This window comes from Streptomyces sp. NRRL S-244, assembly GCF_000717915.1.
GTDB lineage: Bacteria > Actinomycetota > Actinomycetes > Streptomycetales > Streptomycetaceae > Streptomyces.
Genome location: NZ_JOCX01000016.1, coordinates 41,996 through 65,790, shown reverse-complemented (window position 1 = coordinate 65,790; position 23,795 = coordinate 41,996). Strand labels below are relative to the sequence as shown.

The window sequence follows — 23,795 nt, the reverse complement described above, 5'->3', positions numbered from 1 at the left end:
CCCGTGTGGTGTTGGCCGTACGGCCACCATGTGACAGAATCTGGCCATGCCCGTTTTGCAGAGAATCGCCGTACTCGCCCTCGAAGGGGTCGCCCCGTTCGAGCTCGGAATGCCCTCCCGGGTGTTCGGCAACGCCCACGCGGAGGACGGTGGCGCCCTGTACGAGGTCACCGTCTGCACCGCCGACGGGCAGCCCGTGACCAGCGACGCGGGCTTCACCATCGGCGTCACGGCGGGCGCCGAGGCCCTCGCCGCGGCCGACACCGTGATCGTTCCGCCCACCCACGCCATGCCCGGGCTGCTGCGGGGCGAGCCCCTGCCGCAGCCCCTCGTCGACGCCCTCGCCGCCATCCGGCCCGGCGCCCGGATCGTGTCCATCTGCACCGGCTCCGAGGTGCTCGCCGCCGCCGGGCTGCTCGACGGGCGGCGCGCCACCACGCACTGGGCGCACGCGCCGGAGTTCCAGCGGGCCTTCCCGCGCGTCCTCCTCGACGAGGACGTGCTCTTCGTCGACGACGGCTCCATCCTCACCTCGGCGGGCGTCGCCGCCGGCATCGACCTCTGCCTCTACCTGATCCGCGCCGACCACGGCACCGCCGCCGCCAACCGCGCCGCGCGGCTGTGCGTCGTACCGCCGTGGCGGGACGGCGGGCAGGCCCAGTACATCGACCGGCCCGTCCCCGAACCCACCGTCGCCACCACGACCGCCACCCGCGCCTGGGCCCTGGAGCGGCTCGCCGAGCCGGTCACGCTGGCCGAGCTGGCCGCCCACGCCCGGATGAGCCTGCGCACCTTCACCCGGCGGTTCCGCGACGAGGTGGGCATGACCCCGGTGCAGTGGCTCACCGTCCAGCGCCTCGAAGTCGCCCGCCAGCTGCTGGAGTCCAGCGACCTGCCGGTCGACCTGGTCGCGCACCGGTCGGGCTTCGGCTCCGCCAACTCGCTGCGCCAGCACATGCGGGCCTCCCTCGGCATCTCCCCGATCGCCTACCGCCGGACCTACCGCCCCGGCAGCCCGGTGGCCGTGGGGGCATGACCCCGGAGGTCATGGCCTTCGACTCCCCGTCTTGGCACGATCGGATCAACAGTCCGATCCGGCGCACCACTTGAGACCTCGGAGGCCAGGCCCATGACCGCGTACGCCATCGCCCACATACGGCCCGAGACCATGAACGAGGACATCCTCCGCTACATCGAGGAGATCCAGTCGACGATGGACCCCTTCGAGGGCCGCTTCCTGGTCCACGGAGCGCAGCCCGAGGTCATGGAGGGCCCCTTCCCCGGGACCGTGGTGGTCCTGGGCTTCCCGGACATCGAGCGGGCCCGCGCCTGGTACGCCTCCCCGGCCTACCAGGCCCTGATCCCGCTGCGCACCCGCCACATCCCGGGCGAGGTCATCCTGGCGGACGGCGTCCCACCCGGCTACGACGCGAAGAAGACGGCGGCCCGCCTGCGCGCCGAATCCAGCCGCTGACGGGCAACCGGCCCGCCACCCCGGAGCGGTGGTCCGGGCCGCGGGCCGACGCGCGGGCGCGGCTCGTCGCGGCGCATCCGCAGATCACCGCCGGCCACGGCTTCGCACCCGCCGTCACCGCCGAACGGGCGGCCGCCGCCCGCGCCGCGATCGCGGCGGCCCACCGCGCGGCCGGGGGCCACTGACCGGACGGGGCCACCGCACCGGCGGGCGGCGTCCGGGCCAGGCCCTGTCCGGCGGCGGCGACCTGCGAGCATGGGCGGTATGGCTACTCACCTGATCACCGGTGCCGGTGCGGGCATCGGCGCCGCCGTCGCCGCGCGGCTGCACGCCCGCGGCGACGACCTCGTCCTGCTCGCCCGCGACGCCGCCCGCGGCAAGCAGCTCGTCGAGCGCTACCCCGGCGCCCGCGCCCTCGTCGGCGACCTCTCCGACCCCGAGCGGCTCTCGTGGGCCTTCTCCAAGCAGCCCATCCCCGAGCGGATCGACTCGCTCCTGCACATCGCCGGGATCGTCGACCTCGGCCCCGTCGGCGAGCTGCGCCCCAAGACCTGGCAGCAGCAGCTCAACGTGAACCTGATCGCCCCCGCCGAGGTCACCCGGCTGCTGCTGCCCACCCTGCGCGCCTCCCGCGCCACCGTGGTCTTCGTGAACTCCGGCGCCGGCCTGACCGCCCACGCCGACTGGAGCGCGTACGCCGCCTCCAAGCACGGGCTCAAGGCCCTGGCCGACTCGCTGCGCGCCGAGGAGAAGCCGAACGGCATCCGCGTCACCTCCGTCTACCCCGGGCGCACCGCGACCGCCATGCAGGCCAAGGTGCACTCGCAGGAGGGCAAGGAGTACGACCCCGGCCAGTGGATCGACCCCGAGTCCGTGGCGACCACCATCGTGATGGCCGTCGACCTGCCGCGCGACGCCGAGGTCAACGACCTGAGCGTGCGGCCCGGCCGATGACCGCGAGCGCCACCGGCGTCGGCTCCCTCCCCGGCGGCGACGCCCGCGAGGCCGCCAAGACCGCCACCGGGTCCTTCGAGGACTTCCCGTACCTCCCCGAGCTGCCCGCCCGCGGGCCCGGCGCGGACATGATCGGCCGCTCCCTCGGGCTGCTCGTCGAGATGTACGCCCACGTCGAGCCCAGCGGCTGGCGGATCAGCGACCGCCCGGGACGCGACACCCGGCGCGCCCGTTCCTGGCTCGGCGAGGACCTCGACGCCCTGGAGGAGTTCACCCAGGGGTACACCGGCAAGCTCAAGGTCCAGGCCGTCGGCCCGTGGACCCTGGCCACCGCCCTGGAGCTGCACGGCGGCGAGGCCGTGCTCCAGGACGCCGGCGCCTGCCGCGACCTCGCCGGATCGCTCGCGGAGGGCCTGCGCGACCACCTGGCCGACGTGCGCAGGCGCATCCCCGGCGCCGAGATCGTGCTCCAGCTCGACGAGCCGTCCCTGACCGCGGTGCTGCTGGGGCGCGTACGGTCCGCGAGCAAGTACCGGACCTACCGGGCCGTCGACCGGCAGGTCGTCGAGGGCACCCTGCGCGAGCTGTTCGCCGTCCACGACGGGGAGGTCGTCGTCCACTCCTGCGCGCCCGAGGTGCCCTTCGGGCTGCTCCGGCGGGCCGGTGCCACGGGTGTGTCGTTCGATTTCTCCTTGCTCACCGAGCGCGAGGACGACGCCATCGGCGAGGCCGTCGAAGGCGGCACGAAACTCTTCGCCGGAGTGGTGCCGGGCACCGACGCCCCGTTGTCGGACCCTGCCGGTAGCGTCATGGGTGTCAGGAAGCTCTGGCGCAGGCTGGGGCTGGCCCCGGGGACTCTGGCGGAGTCCGTCGTGGTCACCCCCGCGTGCGGTCTGGCGGGCGCTTCGCCCGCCTACGCCCGCGCCGCGCAGGCGCACTGCGTCAGGGCGGCGAGGTCGCTCGCCGACAACCCTGAGTGACGTAAACGGACGGGCCACGGGAGGACACGGCATGGCAGCCGAACAGAAGCAGGCCGGCGGCGGCACGGCCGCACCGGCGGCGGTGCGTGAGCAGCACGCGCTGCTGGCCGAGCAGGTCGAGGAGCACCGCTTCCGGTACTACGTGAACGACCAGCCGGTCGTCAGCGACGCCGAGTTCGACAAGCTGCTGCGCTCGCTGGAGGCGCTGGAGGAGCAGTACCCGGAGCTGCGCACGCCCGATTCGCCCACCCAGAAGGTGGCCGGGGCGTACCAGACGGACTTCGCGTCCGTCGAGCACCGGGAGCGCATGCTCTCCCTCGACAACGCCTTCGACGACGAGGAGTTGACGGCCTGGGCCGAGCGGGTGGCCCGGGACGTCAACACCCCCGATTTCCACTACCTGTGCGAGCTCAAGGTGGACGGCCTCGCCGTCAACCTCACGTACGAGAAGGGCCGCCTGACCCGGGCCGCCACCCGCGGCGACGGCCGCACCGGCGAGGACATCACGCCCAACGTCCGCACCATCGCGGAGATCCCGGACCGCCTCAAGGGCGACCGGATCCCCGAGCTGGTCGAGATCCGCGGCGAGGTCTTCTTCCCGATGGAGAAGTTCGAAGAGCTCAACGCGCGGCTCGTCGAGGCCGGCGACAAGCCCTTCGCCAACCCGCGCAACGCGGCGGCCGGTTCACTGCGCCAGAAGGACCCGAAGGTCACCGCGACCCGCCCGCTGCACATGGTGGTGCACGGCATCGGCGCGCGCGCCGGCTTCGAGATCGACAAGCTGAGCCACGCGTACGAGCTGCTCGGCGAATGGGGCCTGCCCACCGCCCGGCACAACAAGGCGGTGTCCTCGCTCGCGGAGGTCCGCGAGTTCATCGCCTACTTCGGCGAGAACCGGCACTCCGTGGAGCACGAGATCGACGGCGTCGTCGTCAAGCTCGACGAGATCCCGCTCCAGGGCCGCCTCGGCTCCACGGCCCGCGCCCCGCGCTGGGCGATCGCGTGGAAGTACGCCCCCGAAGAGGTCAACACCAAGCTGGTCGACATCAAGGTCGGCGTCGGCCGCACCGGCCGGGTGACCCCGTACGCGCAGGTGGAGCCGGTGACGGTGGCCGGCTCGGAGGTCGAGTTCGCGACCCTGCACAACCAGGAGGTCGTCAAGGCCAAGGGCGTCCTCATCGGGGACACCGTGGTGCTGCGCAAGGCCGGCGACGTCATCCCCGAGATCCTCGGCCCGGTGGTGGACCTGCGCGACGGCAGCGAGCGCGAGTTCGTCATGCCGGCCGAGTGCCCCGAGTGCGGGACGGCGCTGAGGCCGATGAAGGAGGGGGACATCGACCTCCGCTGCCCCAACGGGCAGACGTGCCCCGCCCAGTTGCGCGAGCGGCTGTTCTACCTGGCCGGCCGCCAGTGCCTGGACATCGAGAACTTCGGCGCGGTGGCCGCGGCCGCGCTCACCAACCCGCTGGAGCCGGCCGAGCCGCCGATGCTCGACGAGGGCGACCTGTTCGGCCTCACGATCGAGCAGCTCCTGCCCATCAAGGCGTACGTCCTGGACGCCGACAGCGGGCTGCCCAAGCGCGATCCGAAGACCGGCGAGGAGAAGATCGTCACGGTCTTCGCCAACCAGAAGGGCGAGCCGAAGAAGAACGCCCTTTCCATGCTGGAGAACATCGCGGCCGCCAAGGACCGCCCGCTGGCCCGGTTCATCAACGGCCTCTCCATCCGGCACGTGGGGCCCGTCGCGGCGGAGACCCTGGCCCGCGAGTTCCGGTCGATCGAGCGGATCGAGCAGGCCTCCGAGGAGGAGCTCGCCGCCACCGAGGGCGTCGGACCGATCATCGCGGCGGCGGTGAAGGAGTGGTTCGCCGTCGACTGGCACCAGGAGATCCTGCGCAAGTGGCGGGAGGCCGGGGTACGGATGGAGGAGGAGGGTTCCGGTGAGGAGGAGGGGCCGCGCCCGCTGGAGGGCCTGACCGTCGTCGTCACCGGCACTTTGCAGAGCCACACGCGCGACGGCGCGAAGGAGGCCCTGCAGAGCCGCGGCGCCAAGGTGACCGGATCCGTCTCGAAGAAGACCTCCTTCGTCGTGGTCGGCGAGAACCCGGGCTCCAAGTACGACAAGGCGATGCAGCTGAAACTGGCCGTCCTCGACGACGCGGGCTTCGCGGTGCTGCTCGAACAGGGCCCGGACGCGGCGCGCGAGGCGGCGCTCCCGGTGGACGGCGGAGCCGAAGCGGAGTAACACCCCCCGGCCGACACGCAGGTCTCGTACCGGGGGAGTAGCGAAGGCGAACGGATGCGTGGCGTGCGGCCGTACGGGCGGGCGCACGCCAGGCGCAACTCCCGGTGGTAAAAGGCCGGTACAGGGCTGTTCGCAGGGCGGTGACCTGTCGGATCATCGGATGGGTGACCCGGGAGTCCTGGTCCAAACTCACCCGTTCGGCGGATACCGTACTGATGAGGATGGCTGGGTCGCATTCGGGCAACCGCCGCCGACCGCTGCCCCTGGGGGCCTCTCGCGTCCTACTGTTGAGGGGGGCGCCCGTCATGCACGGCTGCGTGATGCGCTTCCAGCCGTGATGGCATGACATCGGGGCCATCGCGTGGCATCGGCATTGCCGGCTGTGAGAGGGACGGGCATGAAACCCACCGAAAGCGCCGACCCGTCACCTGATGTCGGCGGCGAGATCCCGTCCATGCGGACGGGCCGGCTCGGTGTCCTGGGTGCCAGGACGCCGGACACCCGCCCGCTCGACGGCGGCACGGGATCGGGCAGAGCGGAGCAGCGCACCGTGCTGCCGTTCATCGTCGTGGGCCTGTCCGCCGTCGTCCTCGCGATCGGCATCGCCTCCGCGCTGAGCGAGCGTCACGCCCTGTTCCCCGGCGGCCCGGTCGGCTGGGCGCTCGCGCTGCTGACCGGCATCATCGTCGGCCACCTCGTCGCGCTGGGCCGCGACCGCTGGTGGGGCGGCACCGGTTCGGGTGCGGCGCTGACCCTCGGCGTGCTCGTCCTCTACGGCTGGGTGCCCGCGGGACTGGTCTCGCTCGCAGTGGTCTCCCTGGTCGGGGCCGCGCGCCGGCACCGCTGGCGGCAGGGGCTGCTGCACGGCGCCACCGACATCCTCGGCATCGGCGCGGGAGCCCTCGTACTCGCCGCGTTCGGCGAGGCGCCGACCGTCGAGACCCCCTGGCGGCCCACCGCCTGGGGGCTGGAGGCGGTCCCCGAGATCGTCCTGGTGGCCCTCGCCTACCTGCTGGTCACCAAGGTGCTGCTGTGGCTCGCGCAGACCCCGCGCGGCGGCGCCCTGCCCACCGTCGCCCGCACGGCCCTGCTCCGCCAGGCCTTAGTGGCGGTCGCCCTGCTCGGCATCGCCCCGCTGATCTGCGTGGTCGCCGTGACGCAGCCGGTGCTGCTGCCGCTGTTCGCCGTACCCCTGATCGCCCTGGACTCCACGCTGTGGATCGCCCGGGCGCGCGCCGAGGAGCAGCTGCGCGATCCGCTGACGGGGCTGCCGAACCGGCAGTGGCTGCTGGAGCGGGCCTGGTCCGCTCTGGACGAGGCTGAACGTCTGGGCACCCGGTCAGCTCTTGTGCTGATCGACCTGGACCGGTTCCGCGCGGTCAACGACACGCTGGGCCACCTCGCCGGTGACCGGCTGCTGCTCCAGATCGCCGACCGGCTCCGCCAGGCCCTGCCCGAGGACGCCGAGGCCGCGCGCCTCGGCGGCGACGAGTTCGCCGTGCTCCTGCCCGTCGCCGACTCCACCACCAGCGCCCAGCGGGTCGCCCGCCACCTCGTCGCCGAGCTCAGCTCCCCCCTCGACCTGGACGGACTGACCCTCGTCCTGGAGGCCAGCGCCGGCCTCGCCGTCTACCCCGACCACGCGCTGGACGCGGAGGGGCTGCTGCGCCGCGCCGACGTCGCGATGTACCAGGCGAAGCGGGACCGCACCGGCGTGGAGGTGTACGAGTCCAAGCGCGACAGCAACACACCCGACCGGCTCGGCCTCCTCGGCGATCTGCGCCGCGCCCTCGACGCCGGCGAAGTGGAACTCCACTACCAGCCCAAGGTCCGCTTCGACGGCCAGGTGGCCGGGCTCGAAGCCCTGGTGCGCTGGGTGCATCCGGAGCGCGGCCGGGTGTCGCCGGACGAGTTCATCGCGATCGCCGAGACCTCGGGGCTGATGCCCCACCTCACCGAGTACGTGCTGGAGACCGCCCTCGCCCAGGTGGCGCGCTGGCGCGCACAGGGCCTGAAGGTCCCGGTCGCCGTCAACGTCTCGCCGCGCGACGTCCACACCCCCGGCTTCGCGGGCGCGGTCGCGGCCCGGCTGGCCCGGCACGGGGTTCCGGCCAGCGGGCTCCAGCTGGAGATAACGGAACACGTGCTGCTGGAGGACCCGCAGCGGGCCGCCGACACCATGGCGGGCCTGACCGGGCACGGCGTGAAGATGTCGCTCGACGACTTCGGCACGGGCTACTCCTCCCTCGTGCACCTGCGGCGGCTGCCGGTCAGCGAACTGAAGATCGACCGCTCGTTCGTGGCGCGGCTCGCGGTGGACGCGCAGGACGCGGAGATCGTCCGCTGCACCGTCGACCTGGCGCACTCGCTCGGGCTGCTCGTCGTCGCCGAGGGCGTCGAGGACGACGAGACCTGGGAGCGCCTGCGCGACCTGGGCTGCGACGCCGTCCAGGGCTGGCTGGTCGCGGCCGCCATGCCCCCGCAGGAGGCCACGGCCTGGCTCCTGGCCCGCGGCGAACGCGGCTGGCGCCGTCCGGCGGACATCACGGCGGAGCTGGCGGCCTCCCCGGCCCCGGCGGAAACCCCGGCACAGTAAGCCGGGCCGGCAGCCGGTCCGGCGGCCGCGGGAGCAGCCGTACGAGCACCCGTACCAGCGCCCGTACGAGCACTCGTACGAGCACCCGGGAGCACCCCGCCCCGTGGCCCCCGCCGGGCCCGGGGCGCCCCTGGTGGGAAACGGTTTCGTGGGTCCGGGGCCCCGCCCCATAGGATTGGGCACGAAACTACACACTCACCACCCCCAGAGGATCGCTGCATGCCTGGCATCACGCGCGAGGAGGTTGCCCACCTCGCTCGGCTGGCACGTCTGGAGCTCAAGAGCGAAGAGCTGGACCACTTCGCCGGACAGCTCGACGACATCATCGGCGCGGTCGCCCGCGTTTCCGAGGTCGCCGACCAAGACGTCCCGCCGACCTCCCACCCGCTGCCGCTGACGAACGTCATGCGCGCGGACGAGGTCCGACCGTCGCTCACCCCCGAGCAGGCGCTTTCCGGCGCTCCCGCCCAGGAGCAGCAGCGTTTCAAGGTGCCGCAGATCCTGGGGGAGGACTAACAACCATGACTGACCAGATCATCAAGCTCACGGCCGCCCAGACCGCCGAGAAGATCGCCTCCGGCGAGCTCACGGCCGTCGAGGTCACCGAGGCCCACCTGGCCCGCATCGACGCGACCGACGAGAAGGTCCACGCCTTCCTGCACGTCGACCGCGAGGGCGCCCTCGCCCAGGCGCGCGCCGTCGACGCCAAGCGCGAGCGCGGCGAGAAGCTCGGCCCGCTGGCCGGAGTCCCGCTCGCCCTCAAGGACATCTTCACCACCGTCGGGGTCCCGACCACCGTCGGTTCGAAGATCCTCGAAGGCTGGATCCCGCCGTACGACGCCACCCTGACGCGCAAGCTCAAGGAAGCCGACGTCGTCATCCTCGGCAAGACCAACATGGACGAGTTCGCCATGGGGTCCTCCACCGAGAACAGCGCGTACGGGCCCACCGGCAACCCCTGGGACCTCACCCGCATCCCCGGCGGCTCCGGCGGCGGCTCCGCGGCCGCGCTGGCCGCCTTCCAGGCCCCGCTCGCCATCGGCACGGACACCGGCGGCTCCATCCGCCAGCCCGCCTCCGTCACGGGCACGGTCGGCGTGAAGCCCACGTACGGCGGTGTCTCCCGCTACGGCATGGTCGCCTTCTCCTCCTCCCTCGACCAGGGCGGGCCCTGCGCCCGTACGGTCCTGGACGCGGCGCTCCTCCACGAGGTCATCGCCGGCCACGACCCGATGGACTCCACCTCCATCGACGCCCCGGTCCCGCCGGTCGTCGAGGCGGCCCGCAACGGCTCCGTCGCCGGCATGCGCGTCGGCGTCGTCAAGCAGTTCGCCGGCGAGGGCTACCAGGCCGGCGTCGTCCAGCGCTTCAACGAGTCCGTCGAGCTCCTCAAGGAGCTGGGCGCCGAGATCGTCGAGCTGGACTGCCCCTCCTTCGACCTCGCGATGGCCGCGTACTACCTGATCGCGCCGTCCGAGTGCTCCTCGAACCTGGCCCGCTTCGACGCCATGCGCTACGGCCTGCGCGTCGGCGACGACGGCACCAAGTCCGCCGAGGACGTCACCGCGCTCACCCGCGAAGCCGGCTTCGGCGACGAGGTCAAGCGCCGCATCATCCTCGGTACGTACGCGCTGAGCTCCGGCTACTACGACGCGTACTACGGCTCCGCCCAGAAGGTCCGCACGCTCATCACCAAGGACTTCGAGAAGTCCTTCGAGCAGGTCGACGTGATCGTCTCCCCGACGACCCCGACCACCGCCTTCGCCATCGGCGAGCGCACCGACGACCCCCTCGCCATGTACCTCGCGGACCTGTGCACCATCCCGACCAACCTGGCAGGCAACTCCGCCATGTCGCTGCCCTGCGGCCTGGCACCGGAGGACGGCCTGCCGGTCGGGCTCCAGATCATTGCCCCCGCGATGAAGGACGACCGGCTGTACAAGGTCGGCGCCGCCGTAGAGGCCGCCTTCGTCGCACGCTGGGGTCACCCGCTGCTTGAGGAGGCACCGTCCCTGTGAGCACCAGTGCACTGTCCAAGGCCAAGGGCTTCAAGAAGTCCAAGACCGGTACGTACCTGTCGATGGGCACCACCGCCTTCGGCGCCCTCGGCGTGATCAAGCAGGTCAAGAAGGCCCGCACCGAGCACGACACGCTGAAGCTCGTCGACGCCGTCGTGTCCGCCGCCGCCATCGTCACCGGCCTCGCGATCCTGTACCGCGAGCTGAAGCGCCTGGGCGACGACGACGTCCTGCTGGGCTGAGAGGGAAAGTTTCACCGTGACCACCTTCACCGAACTGATGTCGTACGAGGACGCTCTCGCCTCGTTCGACCCCGTCATGGGCCTTGAGGTCCATGTCGAGCTCGGCACCAAGACCAAGATGTTCTGCGGCTGCTCGACCGAGCTGGGCGCCGAGCCCAACTCGCAGACCTGCCCCACCTGCCTCGGTCTGCCCGGCTCGCTGCCCGTCGTCAACGCGATCGGCGTCGAGTCGGCCATCAAGATCGGCCTCGCGCTGAACTGCGAGATCGCCGAGTGGTGCCGCTTCGCCCGGAAGAACTACTTCTATCCGGACATGCCGAAGAACTTCCAGACCTCCCAGTACGACGAGCCGATCGCCTTCAACGGCTACCTCGACGTACAGCTGGAGGACGGCGAGATCTTCCGCGTGGAGATCGAGCGCGCCCACATGGAGGAGGACACCGGCAAGTCGCTGCACGTCGGCGGCGCCACCGGCCGTATCCACGGCGCGTCCCACTCCCTGCTGGACTACAACCGCGCCGGCATCCCGCTCATCGAGATCGTCACCAAGCCCATCGAGGGCGCCGGCGAGCGGGCCCCCGAGGTCGCCAAGGCGTACGTCGCCGAGCTGCGCGAGGTCATCAAGGCCCTCGGCGTCTCCGAGGCCCGCATGGACAAGGGCCAGATGCGCTGCGACGTGAACCTGTCGCTGCGCCCGACCCCCGAGTCCGAGTTCGGCACCCGCAGCGAGACGAAGAACGTCAACTCGCTGCGCTCCGTCGAGCGCGCCGCCCGCTTCGAGATCCAGCGCCACGCGGCCGTGCTGTCGTCCGGCGGCACGATCGTGCAGGAGACCCGGCACTTCCACGAGGAGGACGGCTCCACCACCGCCGGCCGCATCAAGGACAACGCCGAGGACTACCGGTACTTCCCGGAGCCCGACCTGGTCCCCGTCGCCCCGGCCCGCGACTGGGTCGAGGAGCTGCGCGGCGGCCTGCCCGAGATGCCGCGCGTGCGCCGCAACCGCCTCCGCGAGGAGTGGGGCGTGAACGAGCACGACATGCAGTCGATCCTCAACGCGGGCGCGGTGGACTCCATCGTCGCCACGATCGAGGCGGGTGCCGACTCGACCGCCGCGCGCAAGTGGTGGATGGGCGAGCTGGCCCGCAACGCCAACGAGCAGGGCGTCGTCGTCGACGAGCTGCCGATCACCCCGGCGCAGGTCGCGCGCGTCGCGGCCCTGGTCGCGGCGGGCGAGCTGAACGACAAGCTGGCCCGCCAGGTCCTGGAGGGCGTGCTCGCCGGCGAGGGCACCCCGGACGAGGTCGTCGAGAAGCGCGGCCTGAAGGTCGTCTCGGACGAGGGCGCGCTCGGCGCGGCCGTGGACGAGGCCATCGCGGGCAACGCGGCCATCGCGGACAAGATCCGCGGCGGCAAGGTCGCGGCCGTCGGCGCCCTGGTCGGCGCGGTCATGAAGACCACCCGCGGCCAGGCCGACGCGGCCCGCGTCAAGGAGCTCATCCTGGAGCGCCTGGGCGTCTCCGAGTAGGTGCCTGCGGCAGTTCCCCGTAGTAGTTCCCTGCACGGCCGCGACGGCCCCGCACCGGTATCCGGTGCGGGGCCGTCGCGCGCCCGGGCGGCTCCCGCCCGGGCCGCTCCCGGCTCAGCGGGTCAGTTGCGGTGCGGCGATGACGACGGTGCCGTTGTCGCAGCCCATGTCCACCTTGACGCGCAGCCGCAGCGCGCCGGTCACGTCCACCGACTGCGTGGCCGGCTTGCCGAGCTCGACCAGCTCGGAGAAGGCCGCGGGCTTCCCGTCGAGCGAGATGCTGACCCGCCCCTTCTCGTGCGTGGAGCCGTCGTCGATCCCGGCGGTGAACTCCAGGTGCTTCCACTCGCGGTTGAGGTCGAACTCCGTGATCGCCTCGTCGTTGCAGTCGGGCTGAGCGATGAATGCCGCCCCGTACTGCTTGGTGTTGATCTTCGCGGCCCCGACGGTGAAGTTGCCCAGCCCCGAGATGGGCGTCAACAGGGTCAGGTCGGCGGCCTTGATGTCCGCCGCCACGCCGCCCGGCTGGGTGCCGCTGGCGCTGGGGCCGGGCGTCGCCCCGTCGTCCGAACTCCCGCTCTCGCTCTCGCTCGGTGAGGGACTGGGCGTCGGGGACTCCTCCTGCGCCACGGCCGAGTCGGAGGCGGAGCTGCCGCCCTTGCCGCCCGATGCCTGGTCGCCGCCCTTGTCCTTGTCCAGCAGCCGTACGCCGAGCACGGCGAGCGCCGCGACGACCAGGACGGCGGCCACCGAGCCCAGGACGAGCCCGGCCCGCCGCTTCCTCGCCGCGGCGGGCCCCGGGGGCGGGGACTCGTGCAGCGGGTACGTCGGCCCGTACCCGGCGGGTACGTGCTCCTGCTGCGGCTGAGCGTCCTGCGCCGGCGAGGTCGGGGGCGGGGGCGGGGAGTGGACGGGGGAGTAGGCGGGGGTGCGGACGGGAGTCTGGACCGGCGGCGGGCTCGCGGGCTGCGGAGGCACCGCGGGCTTCGACGGGACCGGCGCCGGGGCCGGGGCCGGGACGGCGTCCTGCACCGCCCGCTGCGAGGTCGAGGAGGTCGTGGACACGACCGCGTGCCGTACGTCCTTCATCCAGCCGGCCAGGCTGACGGGCCGCTCTGCCGGATCGCCCGCGTAGACGGCGGCGATCCGGGCGCGCCGCTCGGCGTCCAGTACCGCGATCTGCGGCAGCGCCCCCATCGCCCGGGCCAGCTGATCCGGGGAGTTGGGCGGGGACTCGCCGCTCAGCAGGAAGTACGCGATCGCCCCGAAGGCGTAGCGGTCCGCCGCCGGGGTGCGCTTGCCGTCGAAGACCTCGGGAGCCGCGTACCCCGGGGTGAACCACACCTCCGCCGTCTGGTGGTCGGCGGTCAGCTTGCTGAGCCCGAAGTCCACCAGCGTGGCCTGCCCGTGACCGTCGACCATCACATTGCCGGGTGACAGGTCACCATGGATCACCTGGCGCCCGGACGGCGTGGCCTTCCCCGAGTGCAGCCAGTCCAGTACGTCGGCGAGCTGCTCCAGCGTCCGCATCACCTCGCGCCGCTCGGCGGCGGTGGCGAGGTTCCGTTCGGCGCGCCAGTCGCGCAGGTCGAGCCCGTCGACGTGGTTCATCACGAGGACGAGGGCCCGCCCGGTCAGCGTCCCGGACTCCCCCGACCGGTGGATCGGCGGCCCCTCGAAGTGCTCCCGGACGCCGACCACGCCCGGGCGGTGCACGAAGCGCAGGAGCTCGGCCTGCTCGTTCCACTTGCGGCTGATCCGGTCGAACTCGTCGGGCGTGATGGTCGTCTTGGAGTCGAGCACCTTGACGACCACCGGTTCGCTGCCGCCCGCGAGCTCGATCTCCGCGAGATAGAGCACGGCCTCCCCGCCGCGCCCGATCGACCGGAGCAGCCGGTACCGGTCTGCTGCCGCATCCGGCCCGATGTGCAAATCCTGGCTGGTCAATTTCCCCCCAGCGCCGATGCTTTGAGTGGGCATCAGTCTGGCGTGGCCGGAATCACACGGTCAATCGGAACGGTCAGTTTGCCTCGGGGTGGAAGAAGACGAGGCGGGCCTGCTTCGCCGGCAGGTACACCTCGGGCAGGTCGATCTCCGGAAGCTCGACCTCCGGGCCGAGCTCGAAGCCGGACCGCACCAGGCGGGCGATGGCCTTCTCGTTGCGGGCGTCGGGCTCCGCGACGATCCGGCGGGTGGTTCCGTCCGAGAGGACGTAGGAGAGGAAGGCCCCGATCAGGCCCGCGCTGAAGCCGCGTTCGGACCCGCCCCGCGCCGGGCCGATCATCAGGTGCACGCCGGTGTCACCGGGCAGGACCTCGTAGCACTCGCTGATCCGGTCCTCGGCGCAGTCGTACGTCTGGAACAGCCCGACGGGCTCGCCGTCGCGGCGCGCCAGGAACGCGTGGTGGGTCGTGCGGCGGTCGACGTCCTCGTAGATCTCCTGGACGAGCTCCTGGCTGGCCTCGCGCATGCCCCAGAAGCGGGCCCGCTCCTCGCTGACCCAGGAGTGGATCAGCGCGGCATCGGCGGCCGGGTCGACGGGGGTGAGGGTGACCGTGCCGACGCCCTCGACGCGCTGGGAGTACACGGGCTGCCGGGTTCCGGGGGTGGTGGGGGCGGCGGTGGTGCCGGGGGTCGAGGCGGACGCGGACGCGCTGCTGCTGGTCATACGGATTCCTTGGTGAGACGGGTCCAGTCGGTGACGACGGGGACGAGTTCGCACTGAGCCCAGTACGGGAGCTGGTCGCGGTGGTGGGGTGATCCGGTGACGCCGTCCGCGCCGAGCGGGACCGCCCAGAGGCTGTCCTCGCGGCGGCCCAGGTCCCACACGTAGCGGGCCGCCGAGGCGCGGGCGGTGAGATCGGTGAAGCCGGGGACGGTGGAGGTGGCGTTCACGCAGTCGTGGTCGCCGCCGAGGCCGGGCCACTGCGCGTCCGGGTCGGGGAGCGCCGACCAGGGCGCGAGCCGGTGCACCTGCGACCACGGGGTGTCGGGGGCGCCCGCCGCGGCGGTCTCCTCCAGGGCGGCGCGTACGTGGGCCGCCCGGTCGAGGGCCGGCAGGAGGGCGGTGGTCAGCAGCCCCTCCAGGGCGTAGCCGACGCGGGGGACCAGGTACAGCCAGGGGTGGAACACCTCGGGGCCGGTCGGCGCCCCCGCCAGAGCGGCGAGGGCGGGATCGGCGGCGAAGCGGCGTACGGTCGCGGTCCGCAGCGCCGAGAAGACGGTGGCGTCGGTGCTCTCGGCGGCCATGTGCCGGTCCCAGGCGAGCAGCCGGGAGCGCAGCGCCCCCGCGGCGGGGGACAGGCCGTCGAGCCCGGGCAGCAGGGCCAGCAGCGGCGCGGCCGAGGCCAGGTGGGTGTCCCGGTGTACGTCGGCCATCGCCTTGGGGGACCAGTCCGCCGAGCCGGAGAGCAGCTCGCGGATGCGGTTGGCGCGGTGCGGGGGCGCGAACTCCACGCCGAGCGGCGAGGCGATGCCGCGTGCGTTGGCCATGACGGCGAAGCCCTGCACGGGCTCGGCGGGGGTCTCGGCCCAGCCCTGCCAGGCGTACCGCGGATCCCAGGCGGGCACCGGGCGCAGGCGGTTGGCCGGGTCGCGCAGCGGGACGGCGCCGGCGACGCGGTGCAGCAGGCCGCCCTCGGTGTCGGCGGCGTGGACGACGTTGACGGGCTCGGCCCAGCCGTCGAGGGCGCGGTCGACGTCGGCGACCGTACGGGCGCGCAGCAGGGCGGGGAGAACGGCGAAGCCGAGGTCGCGGCGGACGCGGGGCGGGTAGCGGAGCGAGAGGGTCTGCTCCTCGCCCTCCTCGCCCTCCTCGCCCTCCTCCCGGTCCGTCGTTCCGCCGCCGGTGATCACGGGGCCGCGGGCGGTCTCCAGGACCTCGACCTCGACCGGGTCGGCTCCGGCGACGGCGATCGTCTCGGTGTGCCGGTGGACGGGCTCCCAGGCGCCGTCGGGGCCGAGGGCCTCGATGCCCTCGCCGTCGGCGCCGGGGCGCAGCTTCTCGACGTACAGGTCCTGGTAGTCGGCCATGGCGTTGGTGATCGCCCAGGCGGCGCTGCCGGTGTGCCCGAAGTGGCCGAGGCCGGGGATGCCGGGGACGGCCAGGCCGAGGACGTCGTACTCGGGGCAGGAGAGCCGTATCTGCTGGTACACGCCCGGGTCTTCGATGAACCGGTGCGGGTCGCCGGCGATGAGCGCCGAGCCGGCGGCGGTCCGCTCGCCCGGGACCAGCCAGCCGTTGCTGCCGGCGGTGCCGGGGCCGTCGGTGGCGAAGAGGGTGACGGCCTCGTCGCCGAGGGCACGGGCCACGCGCTCGCGCCACAGCTTGGTGGCGAACCCGGCGAAGAGGATGTGGGTGGCGATCCAGATGCCGAGCGGGACCCACGGCTCCCACGGGGTCGGGGCGTGGCCGGTGCGCGCGAACCGCTCGTCGCGGGCGGCGCCTTGGGCGAGCCCGTCGTTGACGCCGTCCACGTAGGATCCGACCCAGGCCGCGGTGCCGGGGTCGAGGGCCTCGTGGCAGCGGCGGGCGGTGTCGGCGAGCCGGGACCGGCGGGCGAAGCGGTCCCAGGCGACGGAGTCCGGGCCGAGGAAGGCGGCGCTGGAGCCCTGGGCGCGGTGGCGCTCGACCTCCAGCTGCCAGGCGCGGTCGAGGGCGGTGGCGTAGCCCTGGGCGTAGGCGAGGCGGTCGGCGTCGGGGGCGCGGAGATGGGGGACGCCCCAGTCGTCGCGGTAGAGCTCGAACGCGTCGGCGCCGGCGTTGTTCAGAAGGCTCACACTCATCCCCCAGGGCATTAGGTTAGGCTGCCCTAACTATAGGGGTTCGATGGGGAGGGGTGGTCGCACATGGCAGGCGTCGGCAAGGGATGGGAAGGCGTGGTCCTGCGGCTTCTGCGCGGCAAGGACTTCACGTTCACGGTCACGGGCGCGGAGGAGGTCACGGAGCACTACCGCCGCGTGTACGTCGAGGACGGCGGACTGCTCGCCGCGGCGGGCGAATCGCTCCACCCGACGATGTGGGTGCGGCTGTGGTTCGACAACGCGGGCAAGCCGCACACGCGGGCGTACACGCTCGTCGACCCGGATCCGCAGGCAGGAACGTTTGCCCTGGAGTTCGCCCTCCACGACGGCCCCGCGAGCGCCTGGGCCCGGGCCGCGAAGGCCGGCGACACCATCGAGGCCACCGTCCAGGGGACCGGCTTCACCGCCCCGGCGCCGGAGCCGGAGCGGCTGCTGGTGATCGGCGACCCGGCCTCCGTCCCGGCGATCAACTCCCTGCTGGACGCGTACCCCCGGACCCTGGCGACGATCTGGCTGGAGACGCAGCACGCCTCGGACGCCGGCCTCCCGGTACGGCTGGACCCGGACCGGCACGAGATCCGGCGGGTCGGGCGCGCGGGCTCGGCGCTGGTGGAGCAGGTCAAGGCGGAGCTCCCGGAGCTCGTCGCGGACCCGGAGGCGGCGTACGTCTGGCTGGCCTGCGACACGGCGACGACGCGCACGCTGACGGCGTACCTGCGCAAGGACCTGGCCCTGCCGAAGCAGCGGGTGAACGGCCTGGGCTACTGGCGGGCGGCCTGACGGGTCCCCGGACGGGCCGCCGGTCGGATCTCCGGACGGACCTCCGAACGGACTGCCGGTCGGGCCGCCGGACGGATCGGGCGGCCCCGGCCCCGTGGCTCCCGCGGGCTCCGCGGGCCCGTCAGGCTCCGGTGGCGCCGTCGATGGCCTGGCGGAGGAAGTCGGCGTGGCCGTTGTGCCGCGCGTACTCGTGGATCAGGTGGAGCATGACGAGGCGCAGCGAGGCCTCCTCCTTCCAACTGGCCACGTACGCCGTCACGTCGAGGGACTCGGCGGCCGCCTCGATGCGGCGCGCGTGCGCGACCTCCGCCTCCCAGGCGGTGAACGCCTCCTCGCGCGTGGAGCCGGAGGCCTCGTAGGCGGCCTGGAAGTCGTGGGTGTCGGACCAGAGGTGGGGGAGCTCCTCGCCGTTCAGGGTGCGGCGGAACCAGTGCCGTTCGACCTCGCCCATGTGCCGGACCAGGCCCAGCAGGGACAGGGTGGACGGCGGCATCGAGGGCCGCCGCAGCTCCTCGTCGGTGAGCCCCTCGCACTTCCAGGCGAGCGTGGCCCGGTGGTAGTCGAGGAATGCGCGCAGCGTCTGGCGCTCGTCGCCGGTCAGGGGCGGCCCGATACGTTCCATCCCGCGATCTTCTCCCGGAGCCTCCCGCGCCCGCTACGGCTTTGCGGTCCAGATGTACGGGACCGTCGTGCCCAGGGTCGAGAAGCCCAGGCGGTGGAGGATCGGGCGGCTGTCGGGGGAGGCGTCCACCTGGAGGTACCGGATGCCGCGGGCCGCCGCGATGCGGGCGCGGTGGGCGACCAGGAGGCGGTAGATGCCGCGGCCCCGCCACTGCGGCAGGGTGCCGCCGCCCCAGAGGCCGGCGAACGGGGAGCCCGGTCGCATCTCCATGCGGGCCGCGCTCACCGGGGTGTCCCCGGCCATCGCCACGACCGCCGCGAGGGTCTCCGGCTCGTTCTTCAGCAGGGTGAGCATCAGGTGCCGGATCGCGGGGCGCTCCGTTCCGAAGGCCTGCGCGTGGACGTCCATCATCAGGTCGACGCCCGCCTCGTCCGTCACCGCCCGCAGGGTGATCCCCTCCGGCGGTTCCACCGGCAGTGCGGCGAGCTCGTCCACCCGTCCCACCATCAGGGTCTCGGCCGGCTCGGGTACGAAGCCCGCAGCGCGCAGCCGGTCCCCGAGATCCGCCGGCCGGTCGTGGCCGTACAGCTTCCACTCGAACTCGCCGGCCCCCTGCGCCGCGAAGAACGCCAGCTGCGCGGCGATCTCCGCGTCCGCCGTCTCTTCGTCGAGGTCCGACCAGAGCACCCCGTTCCACCCGGGACCGGCCGCGGTCTGCCGTACGACCGCCCCCGCCCGCTCCACCCGGGCGTCCGCGGTGTCCGGCAGCGCGTCGCGGCGCACCTCCCGGTCGTACGCGGCCCGTACGTTCGTCAGTTCCTCTGCATCCATCGTCATCGGCCCAGCTCACCAGCCGTCCGCGCCGCCGCACAACTGCATTAGCCTCACCCCCGTGAACGACGACCCCACTTCCACCGACCCCACCTCCGCCACCCCCACCGGCTCCGTCTACACCGGCAAGGCCACCCCGGACGCCGCCACCGACCGCGGCTGGCTGCTCGGCCACTTCAAAGACCCGGCCGATCCGCGCCACAGCAAGGACGTGGAGATCAAGTGGGGAGTCCACCCGAAGGGCGACGAGCGGGCCCAGTGGGTGCGGGGCGAGGAGCGCACCGCGCTCCAGGTGCTGATCAGCGGCCGCTTCCGGCTGGAGTTCCCCGGCCGGACCGTCGTCCTCGCCGAACAGGGCGACTACGTCGTCTGGGGCCGCGGAGTCGACCACTCCTGGTACGCCGAGGAGGACGCGGTGGTGCTCACCGTCAGGTGGCCCTCCGTCCCGGGCTACCGGGCCGACGAGCCGGACGGCCCCTCGGGCGGCCCGTCGAACGGCCCCTCGGGCGGATGACCTTGGTCCCGTACCGCCCCGCGCGCCTGTGACGATGCACACGAAAGGGGCCAACGATCACGAAACGCTGGGATCGTGTCGGTGTAGACCATCTTGGCTGATCCCTGACCGATCCCTGGGCGATCCCCCGGGCCGTCGGCCGGGCCTTCACGAGTTCTAGCGTTCTTTGCGTCGGGCAGCCCCGGTAAAGATCCGAACCACCAGGGAGCACGTCCGTTGGCAGCGATCGCACGCTGGTGCCTGCGCCACCGCCTGGTGGCCGTCCTCCTCTGGCTGCTCGCCCTCGGCGCCACGGCCGTGGCCGCGGGGACCGCCGGATCGGCGTTCTCCAACGACTACGAGGTCCCCGGCACCGAGTCCAGCCGCGCCAACGCCCTGCTGCGCGCGGGCTTCCACGGCCAGGGCGGCGACACCGACACCGTCGTGTGGCGGGCCCCGGAGCATCAGAGCGTCCGTACTCCCGCCGTCGAACAGCGCATGGCCAAGGCCCTCGACACCATCGCCGCCCTCCCCGGCGTCGGTTCGGTCGCCGGCCCGTACGGCGCCGGCCCCGAGAGCGCTGCGCAGATCAGCCCCGACGGGCGGACCGCCTATGCCGTGGTGACGTTCGACCGGCACGCCGACTCCGTACCCAAGGCGCAGGCCAAGGCCGTCGTCGACGCCGCGAAGAACCCCACCACCGAGGCGGACGGACTCCAGGTCGAGCTCGGCGGCCGGGCCGTCGCCCTGACCGAGGCGCCCACCGCCCACCTCGCCGAGGTCATCGGCGTGGCCGTCGCGGCCCTGGTGCTCTTCCTCGCCTTCGGCTCGCTCGCCGCGAGCCTGCTGCCCATCGCGACCGCCCTCGTCAGCGTGGGCACCGCGTATTTCGGCATCACCCTGCTCGGGCACGCCATGCCCGTCGCCGACTTCGCCCCGATGCTCGGCACCCTCGTCGGGCTCGGCGTGGGAATCGACTACGCGCTGTTCATCGTGACCCGGCACCGCAAGGGCCTGATGCGCGGCCTGCCGGTCGAGGAGGCCGCCGAGCGGGCCGTCGCCACCACCGGACGGGCCGTCGTCTTCGCCGGGGCCACCGTCTGCATCGCGCTGCTCGGCATGCTGGTGCTGCGGCTGAACTTCCTGAACGGCGTCGCGATCGCCGCCTCCCTCACGGTGGTGCTGACCGTCGCCGCCTCGGTCACCCTGCTCCCCGCCCTCCTCTCGTACATCGGCATGCGCGCCCTCTCCCGCCGCGAGCGCCGCAGGCTCGCCGCCGAGGGCCCGCGGCCCGAGACGCCCACCGGGTTCGCCGCCCGCTGGTCGGCCTTCGTGGAACGGCACCCCAAGCTGCTCGGCACCCTCGCCACGCTGGTCATGGTGGTCCTGGCGCTGCCCGCGCTCTCGCTCCACCTGGGCACCTCCGACCAGGGCAACAACCCGGCGGGCTCCACCACCCGGCAGGCCTACGACCTGCTCGCCGACGGGTTCGGGCCCGGCGTGAACGGCCCGCTCACGGTGGTCTCCCGCCTCGACGGCGCCGGGGACCGGCTCGCCGTCGACCAGCTGGCCGAGGCGCTCCGCAGGACCGACGGCGTCGCCGCCACCGGCCCGGCCGTCTTCAACCGGAGCGGTGACACCGCCGTCCTGACCGTCATCCCGGACTCCGCCCCGCAGTCCCGGGCCACGAGCGAGCTCGTCACGACGCTGCGCGAGAGCGTCATCCCGGCCGCCGGACAGGGCAACTCCATGACCGTCCACGTCGGCGGCGTGACCGCGGGCTACGACGACTTCGCCGACGTGATCGTCGGGAAACTGCCGCTGTTCGTCGGGGTGGTGATCGCCCTCGGCTGCGTCCTGCTGCTGATGGCCTTCCGGTCCCTCGGCATCCCGCTCAAGGCGGCCGCCATGAACGTCGCCGCCGTCGCCTCCTCCTTCGGCGTCGTCGTCGCGGTCTTCCAGTGGGGCTGGGGCAGTGAGCCGCTGGGCCTGGGGAGCGCCGGCCCGATAGAGCCCTTCCTGCCGGTGATCATGGTGTCGGTCCTCTTCGGGCTGTCCATGGACTACCAGGTGTTCCTGGTCAGCCGGATGTACGAGGAGTGGCTGGAGACCGGCGACAACCGGCGGGCCGTGAGGGTCGGCCTCGCCGAGACCAGCCGGGTGATCAACTCGGCGGCGGTCATCATGATCGCCGTCTTCCTGGCCTTCGTGCTCAGCGGCGACCGGATCATCGCGATGTTCGGCATCGCGCTCGCCGCGGCCGTCGCACTCGACGCCTTCGTGCTGCGCACCCTCCTCGTCCCGGCGCTGATGCACATGCTCGGCGGCGCCAACTGGTGGCTGCCCGCCTGGCTGGACCGCCGGCTGCCCAAGATCAGCATCGAGCCCCCGGAGCGTGGTTCGCGTGCGACACTGCCCGCGCAGCGGCCCGCCGCGGATCCCGCCACGAGCGAGGACGGCGCCGAGCCCGCCCCAGCATCCCGGTGATGCGGCAACCGGCCGTATGAGACCCAAGGAAGAACCCGCATGTTCTCGATAGACCTCGCCGACGACGCCCAGCTGTTTCCGCTGGAGGTGTGGCACGCCGAGGAGTTCCTGGCGCACATGGACCGCGGCCGCGAGTTCATCGGCGAGCACATCGTCCTGGCCGACATCGTCACCGACCTCGACTCGGCGCGCCGGTTCCTCTCCTCGTACGCGCAGAAGACGGCCGCCGACGGCGGACGGATCTACGGCATCCGGGTCGGCGGCACCCTCGTCGGCGGCGTCCTCTTCCGGGTCTTCGAGGCCGATTTGGGCAACTGCGAGGTCGGCTGCTGGCTGGAGCCCGAAGCGGCCGGCCGGGGCCTGGTGACCAAGGCCTGCCGCATCCTGATCGACTGGGCCTTCCGGGAGCGCGGCATGCACCGCGCCGAGTGGCACGCGTCCGCCGCCAACGGCAGGAGCCTCGCCGTCGCGGAGCGCCTCGGCATGACCCGCGAGGGCGTCCTGCGCGAGAGCTACCCCCACCGCGGCGTCCGCCAGGACACCGAGATCTGGGCGGTCCTCGCCCGCGAGTGGCCGCCGGCCCCCACCGCCTGACACCACCCGCCGCGGCCCCGGTCCGGGGCCTGCGGCCGGCCCCGCCCGAAGGCGCCGGGGCCTTCTCAGAAACCTCTCAGACAAGCCGCCTACGGTGCCCCGCATGGACACCACGAAGACCGCCGACCCGACCGCTCCCGAGGCGGACACCGCCGAGCCCCAGGCCACCGAGGCCGCCGAAGCCGCCGAGGCCAAGGCCGACCTCAAGGACGCCCCCGCCGCGGAGACCACCGAGACCGCCGAGGCCACCGAGGCCGACCTCTCCGACGAGGACCTCGAGGACGAGCTCCACGACGAGCTCGACGAGCCGGAGCAGCGGTCCGAGGGCGTCGGCGCCGCGGCCTCCGCCGTGGTCGCGGCCGGGCTCGGGCTCGTCGCCCTCAGCGGAAGCTGGGTCTCGCGCGTCATAGCCGAGCGCCAGACCCTCGTGGGCCAGATCGAGTCGGTCAACGCCGCCACCACCGAGGCGAAGATCGAGGCCCTGTACGGCGACGCCTGGCACATGACCGCCCTCGTCAACGGCGTCCTGTCCACCCTGGCCCTGCTGCTCGCCGTCTTCGTGCTGGCCCGCCCCGCCTTCGGCGCCCCCGGCCGCACCCTCCCCACCTGGGTCCGCGCCGTCTCCTGGGCCGCCGTGGCCCTCGGCGCCCTGGGCGTACTGCTCTTCGGCCTCATGTACTTCGACATCCTGGCTCCCCTCCCGAAGGCCGCCTAGGACCCTCGTTCCCCCGCCTAGGACCCCCTCCTAGGCACTCCCGGCCCGACCCGGGGTCCTTCGGCTGCGGCCTAAGGACCCCTGTCCCGTACAGATGCGGCATGCGCCCGATGTGCCGGCACCCCCTGGGACGCGAATCTTGGATCACACCGAACGAGGTGCCGAGAAACGCGAACCGAGGAGTACGAGATGTTCGAGTACGAGATCGCCACCGCCCGCCGCGCCGACCTCATCCGCCAGGCCGACCGGTACCGCCTGGTCCAGGAGGCCAAGAAGGCGCACCGCGCCTCCTCGCGCAGCCAGGAACCCGAACGGCAGGTGAGAGGACAGCGGAGCCGCTTCACGCGCGCCGCGTGACCCGCGCCGCGGACCGCGTGGACTGACACGTGATGAGAAGCGCACCTCCGACGAGTGCCGCAGGCCAGGACTCCTG

At 72.9% G+C, this 23,795-nt stretch carries 21 protein-coding genes; 16 read left to right on the top strand and 5 right to left on the bottom strand.

All coding sequences use genetic code 11. The annotated features are described in order from the left end of the window. The first annotated feature begins 46 nt into the window (after window positions 1-46). From IF02_RS0121000 to gatB, 10 genes are all read left to right on the top strand, one after another. A complete protein-coding gene (locus tag IF02_RS0121000; protein WP_030159149.1) occupies window positions 47-1,036 on the top strand; it encodes a GlxA family transcriptional regulator in 990 nt (329 codons plus the stop codon). 93 nt (window positions 1,037-1,129) lie between these two features. Continuing rightward, complete coding sequence (locus tag IF02_RS0120995; RefSeq protein WP_030159147.1) at window positions 1,130-1,474, top strand: DUF1330 domain-containing protein; 345 nt, start codon at window positions 1,130-1,132, stop codon at window positions 1,472-1,474. A gap of 264 nt (window positions 1,475-1,738) precedes the next feature. Continuing rightward, a complete protein-coding gene (locus IF02_RS0120990) occupies window positions 1,739-2,428 on the top strand; it encodes an SDR family oxidoreductase (RefSeq protein ID WP_030159145.1) in 690 nt (229 codons plus the stop codon). After that, entirely contained in the window at window positions 2,425-3,408 is a 984-nt protein-coding gene (locus IF02_RS0120985) for a methionine synthase (RefSeq protein WP_030159144.1), read from the top strand. Before IF02_RS0120990 ends, IF02_RS0120985 begins: the two co-directional genes overlap by 4 nt. A 31-nt stretch (window positions 3,409-3,439) precedes the next feature. Then, on the top strand, window positions 3,440-5,653 hold the full coding sequence (ligA, locus tag IF02_RS0120980; RefSeq protein WP_030159142.1) for an NAD-dependent DNA ligase LigA: 2,214 nt from the start codon (window positions 3,440-3,442) through the stop codon (window positions 5,651-5,653). A gap of 397 nt (window positions 5,654-6,050) precedes the next feature. Continuing rightward, complete coding sequence (locus IF02_RS0120975) at window positions 6,051-8,249, top strand: bifunctional diguanylate cyclase/phosphodiesterase (RefSeq protein ID WP_324603777.1); 2,199 nt, start codon at window positions 6,051-6,053, stop codon at window positions 8,247-8,249. Window positions 8,250-8,468: 219 nt separating this feature from the next. Continuing rightward, on the top strand, window positions 8,469-8,765 hold the full coding sequence (gene gatC, locus IF02_RS34425; protein ID WP_007266718.1) for an Asp-tRNA(Asn)/Glu-tRNA(Gln) amidotransferase subunit GatC: 297 nt from the start codon (window positions 8,469-8,471) through the stop codon (window positions 8,763-8,765). Between the two features lie 5 nt (window positions 8,766-8,770). Then, window positions 8,771-10,267: an Asp-tRNA(Asn)/Glu-tRNA(Gln) amidotransferase subunit GatA gene (gene gatA / locus IF02_RS0120965; protein ID WP_030159138.1), complete on the top strand. Its 1,497-nt coding sequence runs from the start codon at window positions 8,771-8,773 to the stop codon at window positions 10,265-10,267. 62 nt (window positions 10,268-10,329) lie between these two features. Beyond that, window positions 10,330-10,509 (top strand): hypothetical protein, encoded by a 180-nt coding sequence (locus IF02_RS0120960; RefSeq protein ID WP_229345000.1) that lies wholly within the window; start codon window positions 10,330-10,332, stop codon window positions 10,507-10,509. 37 nt (window positions 10,510-10,546) lie between these two features. Next, a complete protein-coding gene (gatB, locus tag IF02_RS0120955; RefSeq protein WP_030159134.1) occupies window positions 10,547-12,037 on the top strand; it encodes an Asp-tRNA(Asn)/Glu-tRNA(Gln) amidotransferase subunit GatB in 1,491 nt (496 codons plus the stop codon). Between the two features lie 114 nt (window positions 12,038-12,151). Here gatB and IF02_RS0120950 read toward each other — a convergent pair whose 3' ends face one another. The 3 genes from IF02_RS0120950 to IF02_RS0120940 form a co-directional block, all read right to left on the bottom strand. Continuing rightward, window positions 12,152-13,984, bottom strand: coding sequence for a protein kinase domain-containing protein (locus IF02_RS0120950; RefSeq protein ID WP_030159133.1), 1,833 nt, complete (start codon window positions 13,982-13,984; stop codon window positions 12,152-12,154). Window positions 13,985-14,057: 73 nt separating this feature from the next. Continuing rightward, window positions 14,058-14,705, bottom strand: coding sequence for a GNAT family N-acetyltransferase (locus tag IF02_RS0120945; protein ID WP_051696411.1), 648 nt, complete (start codon window positions 14,703-14,705; stop codon window positions 14,058-14,060). Beyond that, window positions 14,702-16,822 carry a penicillin acylase family protein gene (locus IF02_RS0120940; RefSeq protein WP_051696420.1) on the bottom strand — a complete coding sequence of 707 codons (2,121 nt, stop codon included), beginning with the start codon at window positions 16,820-16,822 and terminating at the stop codon, window positions 14,702-14,704. Before IF02_RS0120940 ends, IF02_RS0120945 begins: the two co-directional genes overlap by 4 nt. Window positions 16,823-16,885: 63 nt before the next feature. On the opposite strand from IF02_RS0120940, the gene IF02_RS0120935 reads away from it, so the two are divergent. Continuing rightward, a complete protein-coding gene (locus tag IF02_RS0120935) occupies window positions 16,886-17,620 on the top strand; it encodes a siderophore-interacting protein (RefSeq protein ID WP_030159127.1) in 735 nt (244 codons plus the stop codon). 121 nt (window positions 17,621-17,741) lie between these two features. On the opposite strand, the gene IF02_RS0120930 is transcribed toward IF02_RS0120935, so the two are convergent. Together IF02_RS0120930 and IF02_RS0120925 are read right to left on the bottom strand one after the other, a co-directional pair. Beyond that, window positions 17,742-18,242, bottom strand: coding sequence for a DinB family protein (locus tag IF02_RS0120930; RefSeq protein ID WP_030159125.1), 501 nt, complete (start codon window positions 18,240-18,242; stop codon window positions 17,742-17,744). 33 nt (window positions 18,243-18,275) lie between these two features. After that, complete coding sequence (locus IF02_RS0120925) at window positions 18,276-19,079, bottom strand: GNAT family N-acetyltransferase (RefSeq protein ID WP_420708185.1); 804 nt, start codon at window positions 19,077-19,079, stop codon at window positions 18,276-18,278. 55 nt (window positions 19,080-19,134) lie between these two features. Between IF02_RS0120925 and IF02_RS0120920 the strand changes: the two genes are divergently transcribed. The 5 genes from IF02_RS0120920 to IF02_RS35210 all read left to right on the top strand — a co-directional run bounded on the left by IF02_RS0120920 (window position 19,135) and on the right by IF02_RS35210 (window position 23,719). Then, window positions 19,135-19,587: a signal peptidase I gene (locus IF02_RS0120920; RefSeq protein WP_051696410.1), complete on the top strand. Its 453-nt coding sequence runs from the start codon at window positions 19,135-19,137 to the stop codon at window positions 19,585-19,587. 216 nt (window positions 19,588-19,803) lie between these two features. Next, window positions 19,804-22,053 (top strand): MMPL family transporter, encoded by a 2,250-nt coding sequence (locus IF02_RS0120915; RefSeq protein ID WP_030159119.1) that lies wholly within the window; start codon window positions 19,804-19,806, stop codon window positions 22,051-22,053. A 39-nt stretch (window positions 22,054-22,092) separates the two neighbouring features. Beyond that, the gene (locus IF02_RS0120910; protein WP_030159118.1) at window positions 22,093-22,647 is read left to right on the top strand and encodes a GNAT family N-acetyltransferase; all 555 of its coding nucleotides are present in this window, start codon (window positions 22,093-22,095) and stop codon (window positions 22,645-22,647) included. A 103-nt stretch (window positions 22,648-22,750) separates the two neighbouring features. Next, window positions 22,751-23,362 (top strand): hypothetical protein, encoded by a 612-nt coding sequence (locus tag IF02_RS0120905; protein WP_030159116.1) that lies wholly within the window; start codon window positions 22,751-22,753, stop codon window positions 23,360-23,362. Window positions 23,363-23,551: 189 nt separating this feature from the next. Continuing rightward, entirely contained in the window at window positions 23,552-23,719 is a 168-nt protein-coding gene (locus IF02_RS35210) for a hypothetical protein (RefSeq protein ID WP_199809261.1), read from the top strand. The last annotated feature ends 76 nt before the right edge of the window (window positions 23,720-23,795 follow it).

Excerpts from the sequence above, each read along its gene's own strand:
- IF02_RS0120990 (WP_030159145.1), top strand. The coding sequence starts at position 1,739 with ATGGCTACTCACCTGATCACCGGTGCCGGTGCGGGCATCGGCGCCGCC.
- IF02_RS0120930 (WP_030159125.1), bottom strand. The coding sequence starts at position 18,242 with ATGGAACGTATCGGGCCGCCCCTGACCGGCGACGAGCGCCAGACGCTG.
- IF02_RS0120985 (WP_030159144.1), top strand. The coding sequence starts at position 2,425 with ATGACCGCGAGCGCCACCGGCGTCGGCTCCCTCCCCGGCGGCGACGCC.
- gatC (WP_007266718.1), top strand. The coding sequence starts at position 8,469 with ATGCCTGGCATCACGCGCGAGGAGGTTGCCCACCTCGCTCGGCTGGCA.
- IF02_RS0120960 (WP_229345000.1), top strand. The coding sequence starts at position 10,330 with ATGGGCACCACCGCCTTCGGCGCCCTCGGCGTGATCAAGCAGGTCAAG.
- IF02_RS0120995 (WP_030159147.1), top strand. The coding sequence starts at position 1,130 with ATGACCGCGTACGCCATCGCCCACATACGGCCCGAGACCATGAACGAG.
- IF02_RS0120905 (WP_030159116.1), top strand. The coding sequence starts at position 22,751 with ATGGACACCACGAAGACCGCCGACCCGACCGCTCCCGAGGCGGACACC.
- gatB (WP_030159134.1), top strand. The coding sequence starts at position 10,547 with ATGTCGTACGAGGACGCTCTCGCCTCGTTCGACCCCGTCATGGGCCTT.
- gatA (WP_030159138.1), top strand. The coding sequence starts at position 8,771 with ATGACTGACCAGATCATCAAGCTCACGGCCGCCCAGACCGCCGAGAAG.
- IF02_RS35210 (WP_199809261.1), top strand. The coding sequence starts at position 23,552 with ATGTTCGAGTACGAGATCGCCACCGCCCGCCGCGCCGACCTCATCCGC.
- IF02_RS0120940 (WP_051696420.1), bottom strand. The coding sequence starts at position 16,822 with ATGAGTGTGAGCCTTCTGAACAACGCCGGCGCCGACGCGTTCGAGCTC.
- IF02_RS0120910 (WP_030159118.1), top strand. The coding sequence starts at position 22,093 with ATGTTCTCGATAGACCTCGCCGACGACGCCCAGCTGTTTCCGCTGGAG.
- ligA (WP_030159142.1), top strand. The coding sequence starts at position 3,440 with ATGGCAGCCGAACAGAAGCAGGCCGGCGGCGGCACGGCCGCACCGGCG.
- IF02_RS0121000 (WP_030159149.1), top strand. The coding sequence starts at position 47 with ATGCCCGTTTTGCAGAGAATCGCCGTACTCGCCCTCGAAGGGGTCGCC.
- IF02_RS0120975 (WP_324603777.1), top strand. The coding sequence starts at position 6,051 with ATGAAACCCACCGAAAGCGCCGACCCGTCACCTGATGTCGGCGGCGAG.
- IF02_RS0120945 (WP_051696411.1), bottom strand. The coding sequence starts at position 14,705 with ATGACCAGCAGCAGCGCGTCCGCGTCCGCCTCGACCCCCGGCACCACC.
- IF02_RS0120925 (WP_420708185.1), bottom strand. The coding sequence starts at position 19,079 with ATGACGATGGATGCAGAGGAACTGACGAACGTACGGGCCGCGTACGAC.
- IF02_RS0120935 (WP_030159127.1), top strand. The coding sequence starts at position 16,886 with ATGGCAGGCGTCGGCAAGGGATGGGAAGGCGTGGTCCTGCGGCTTCTG.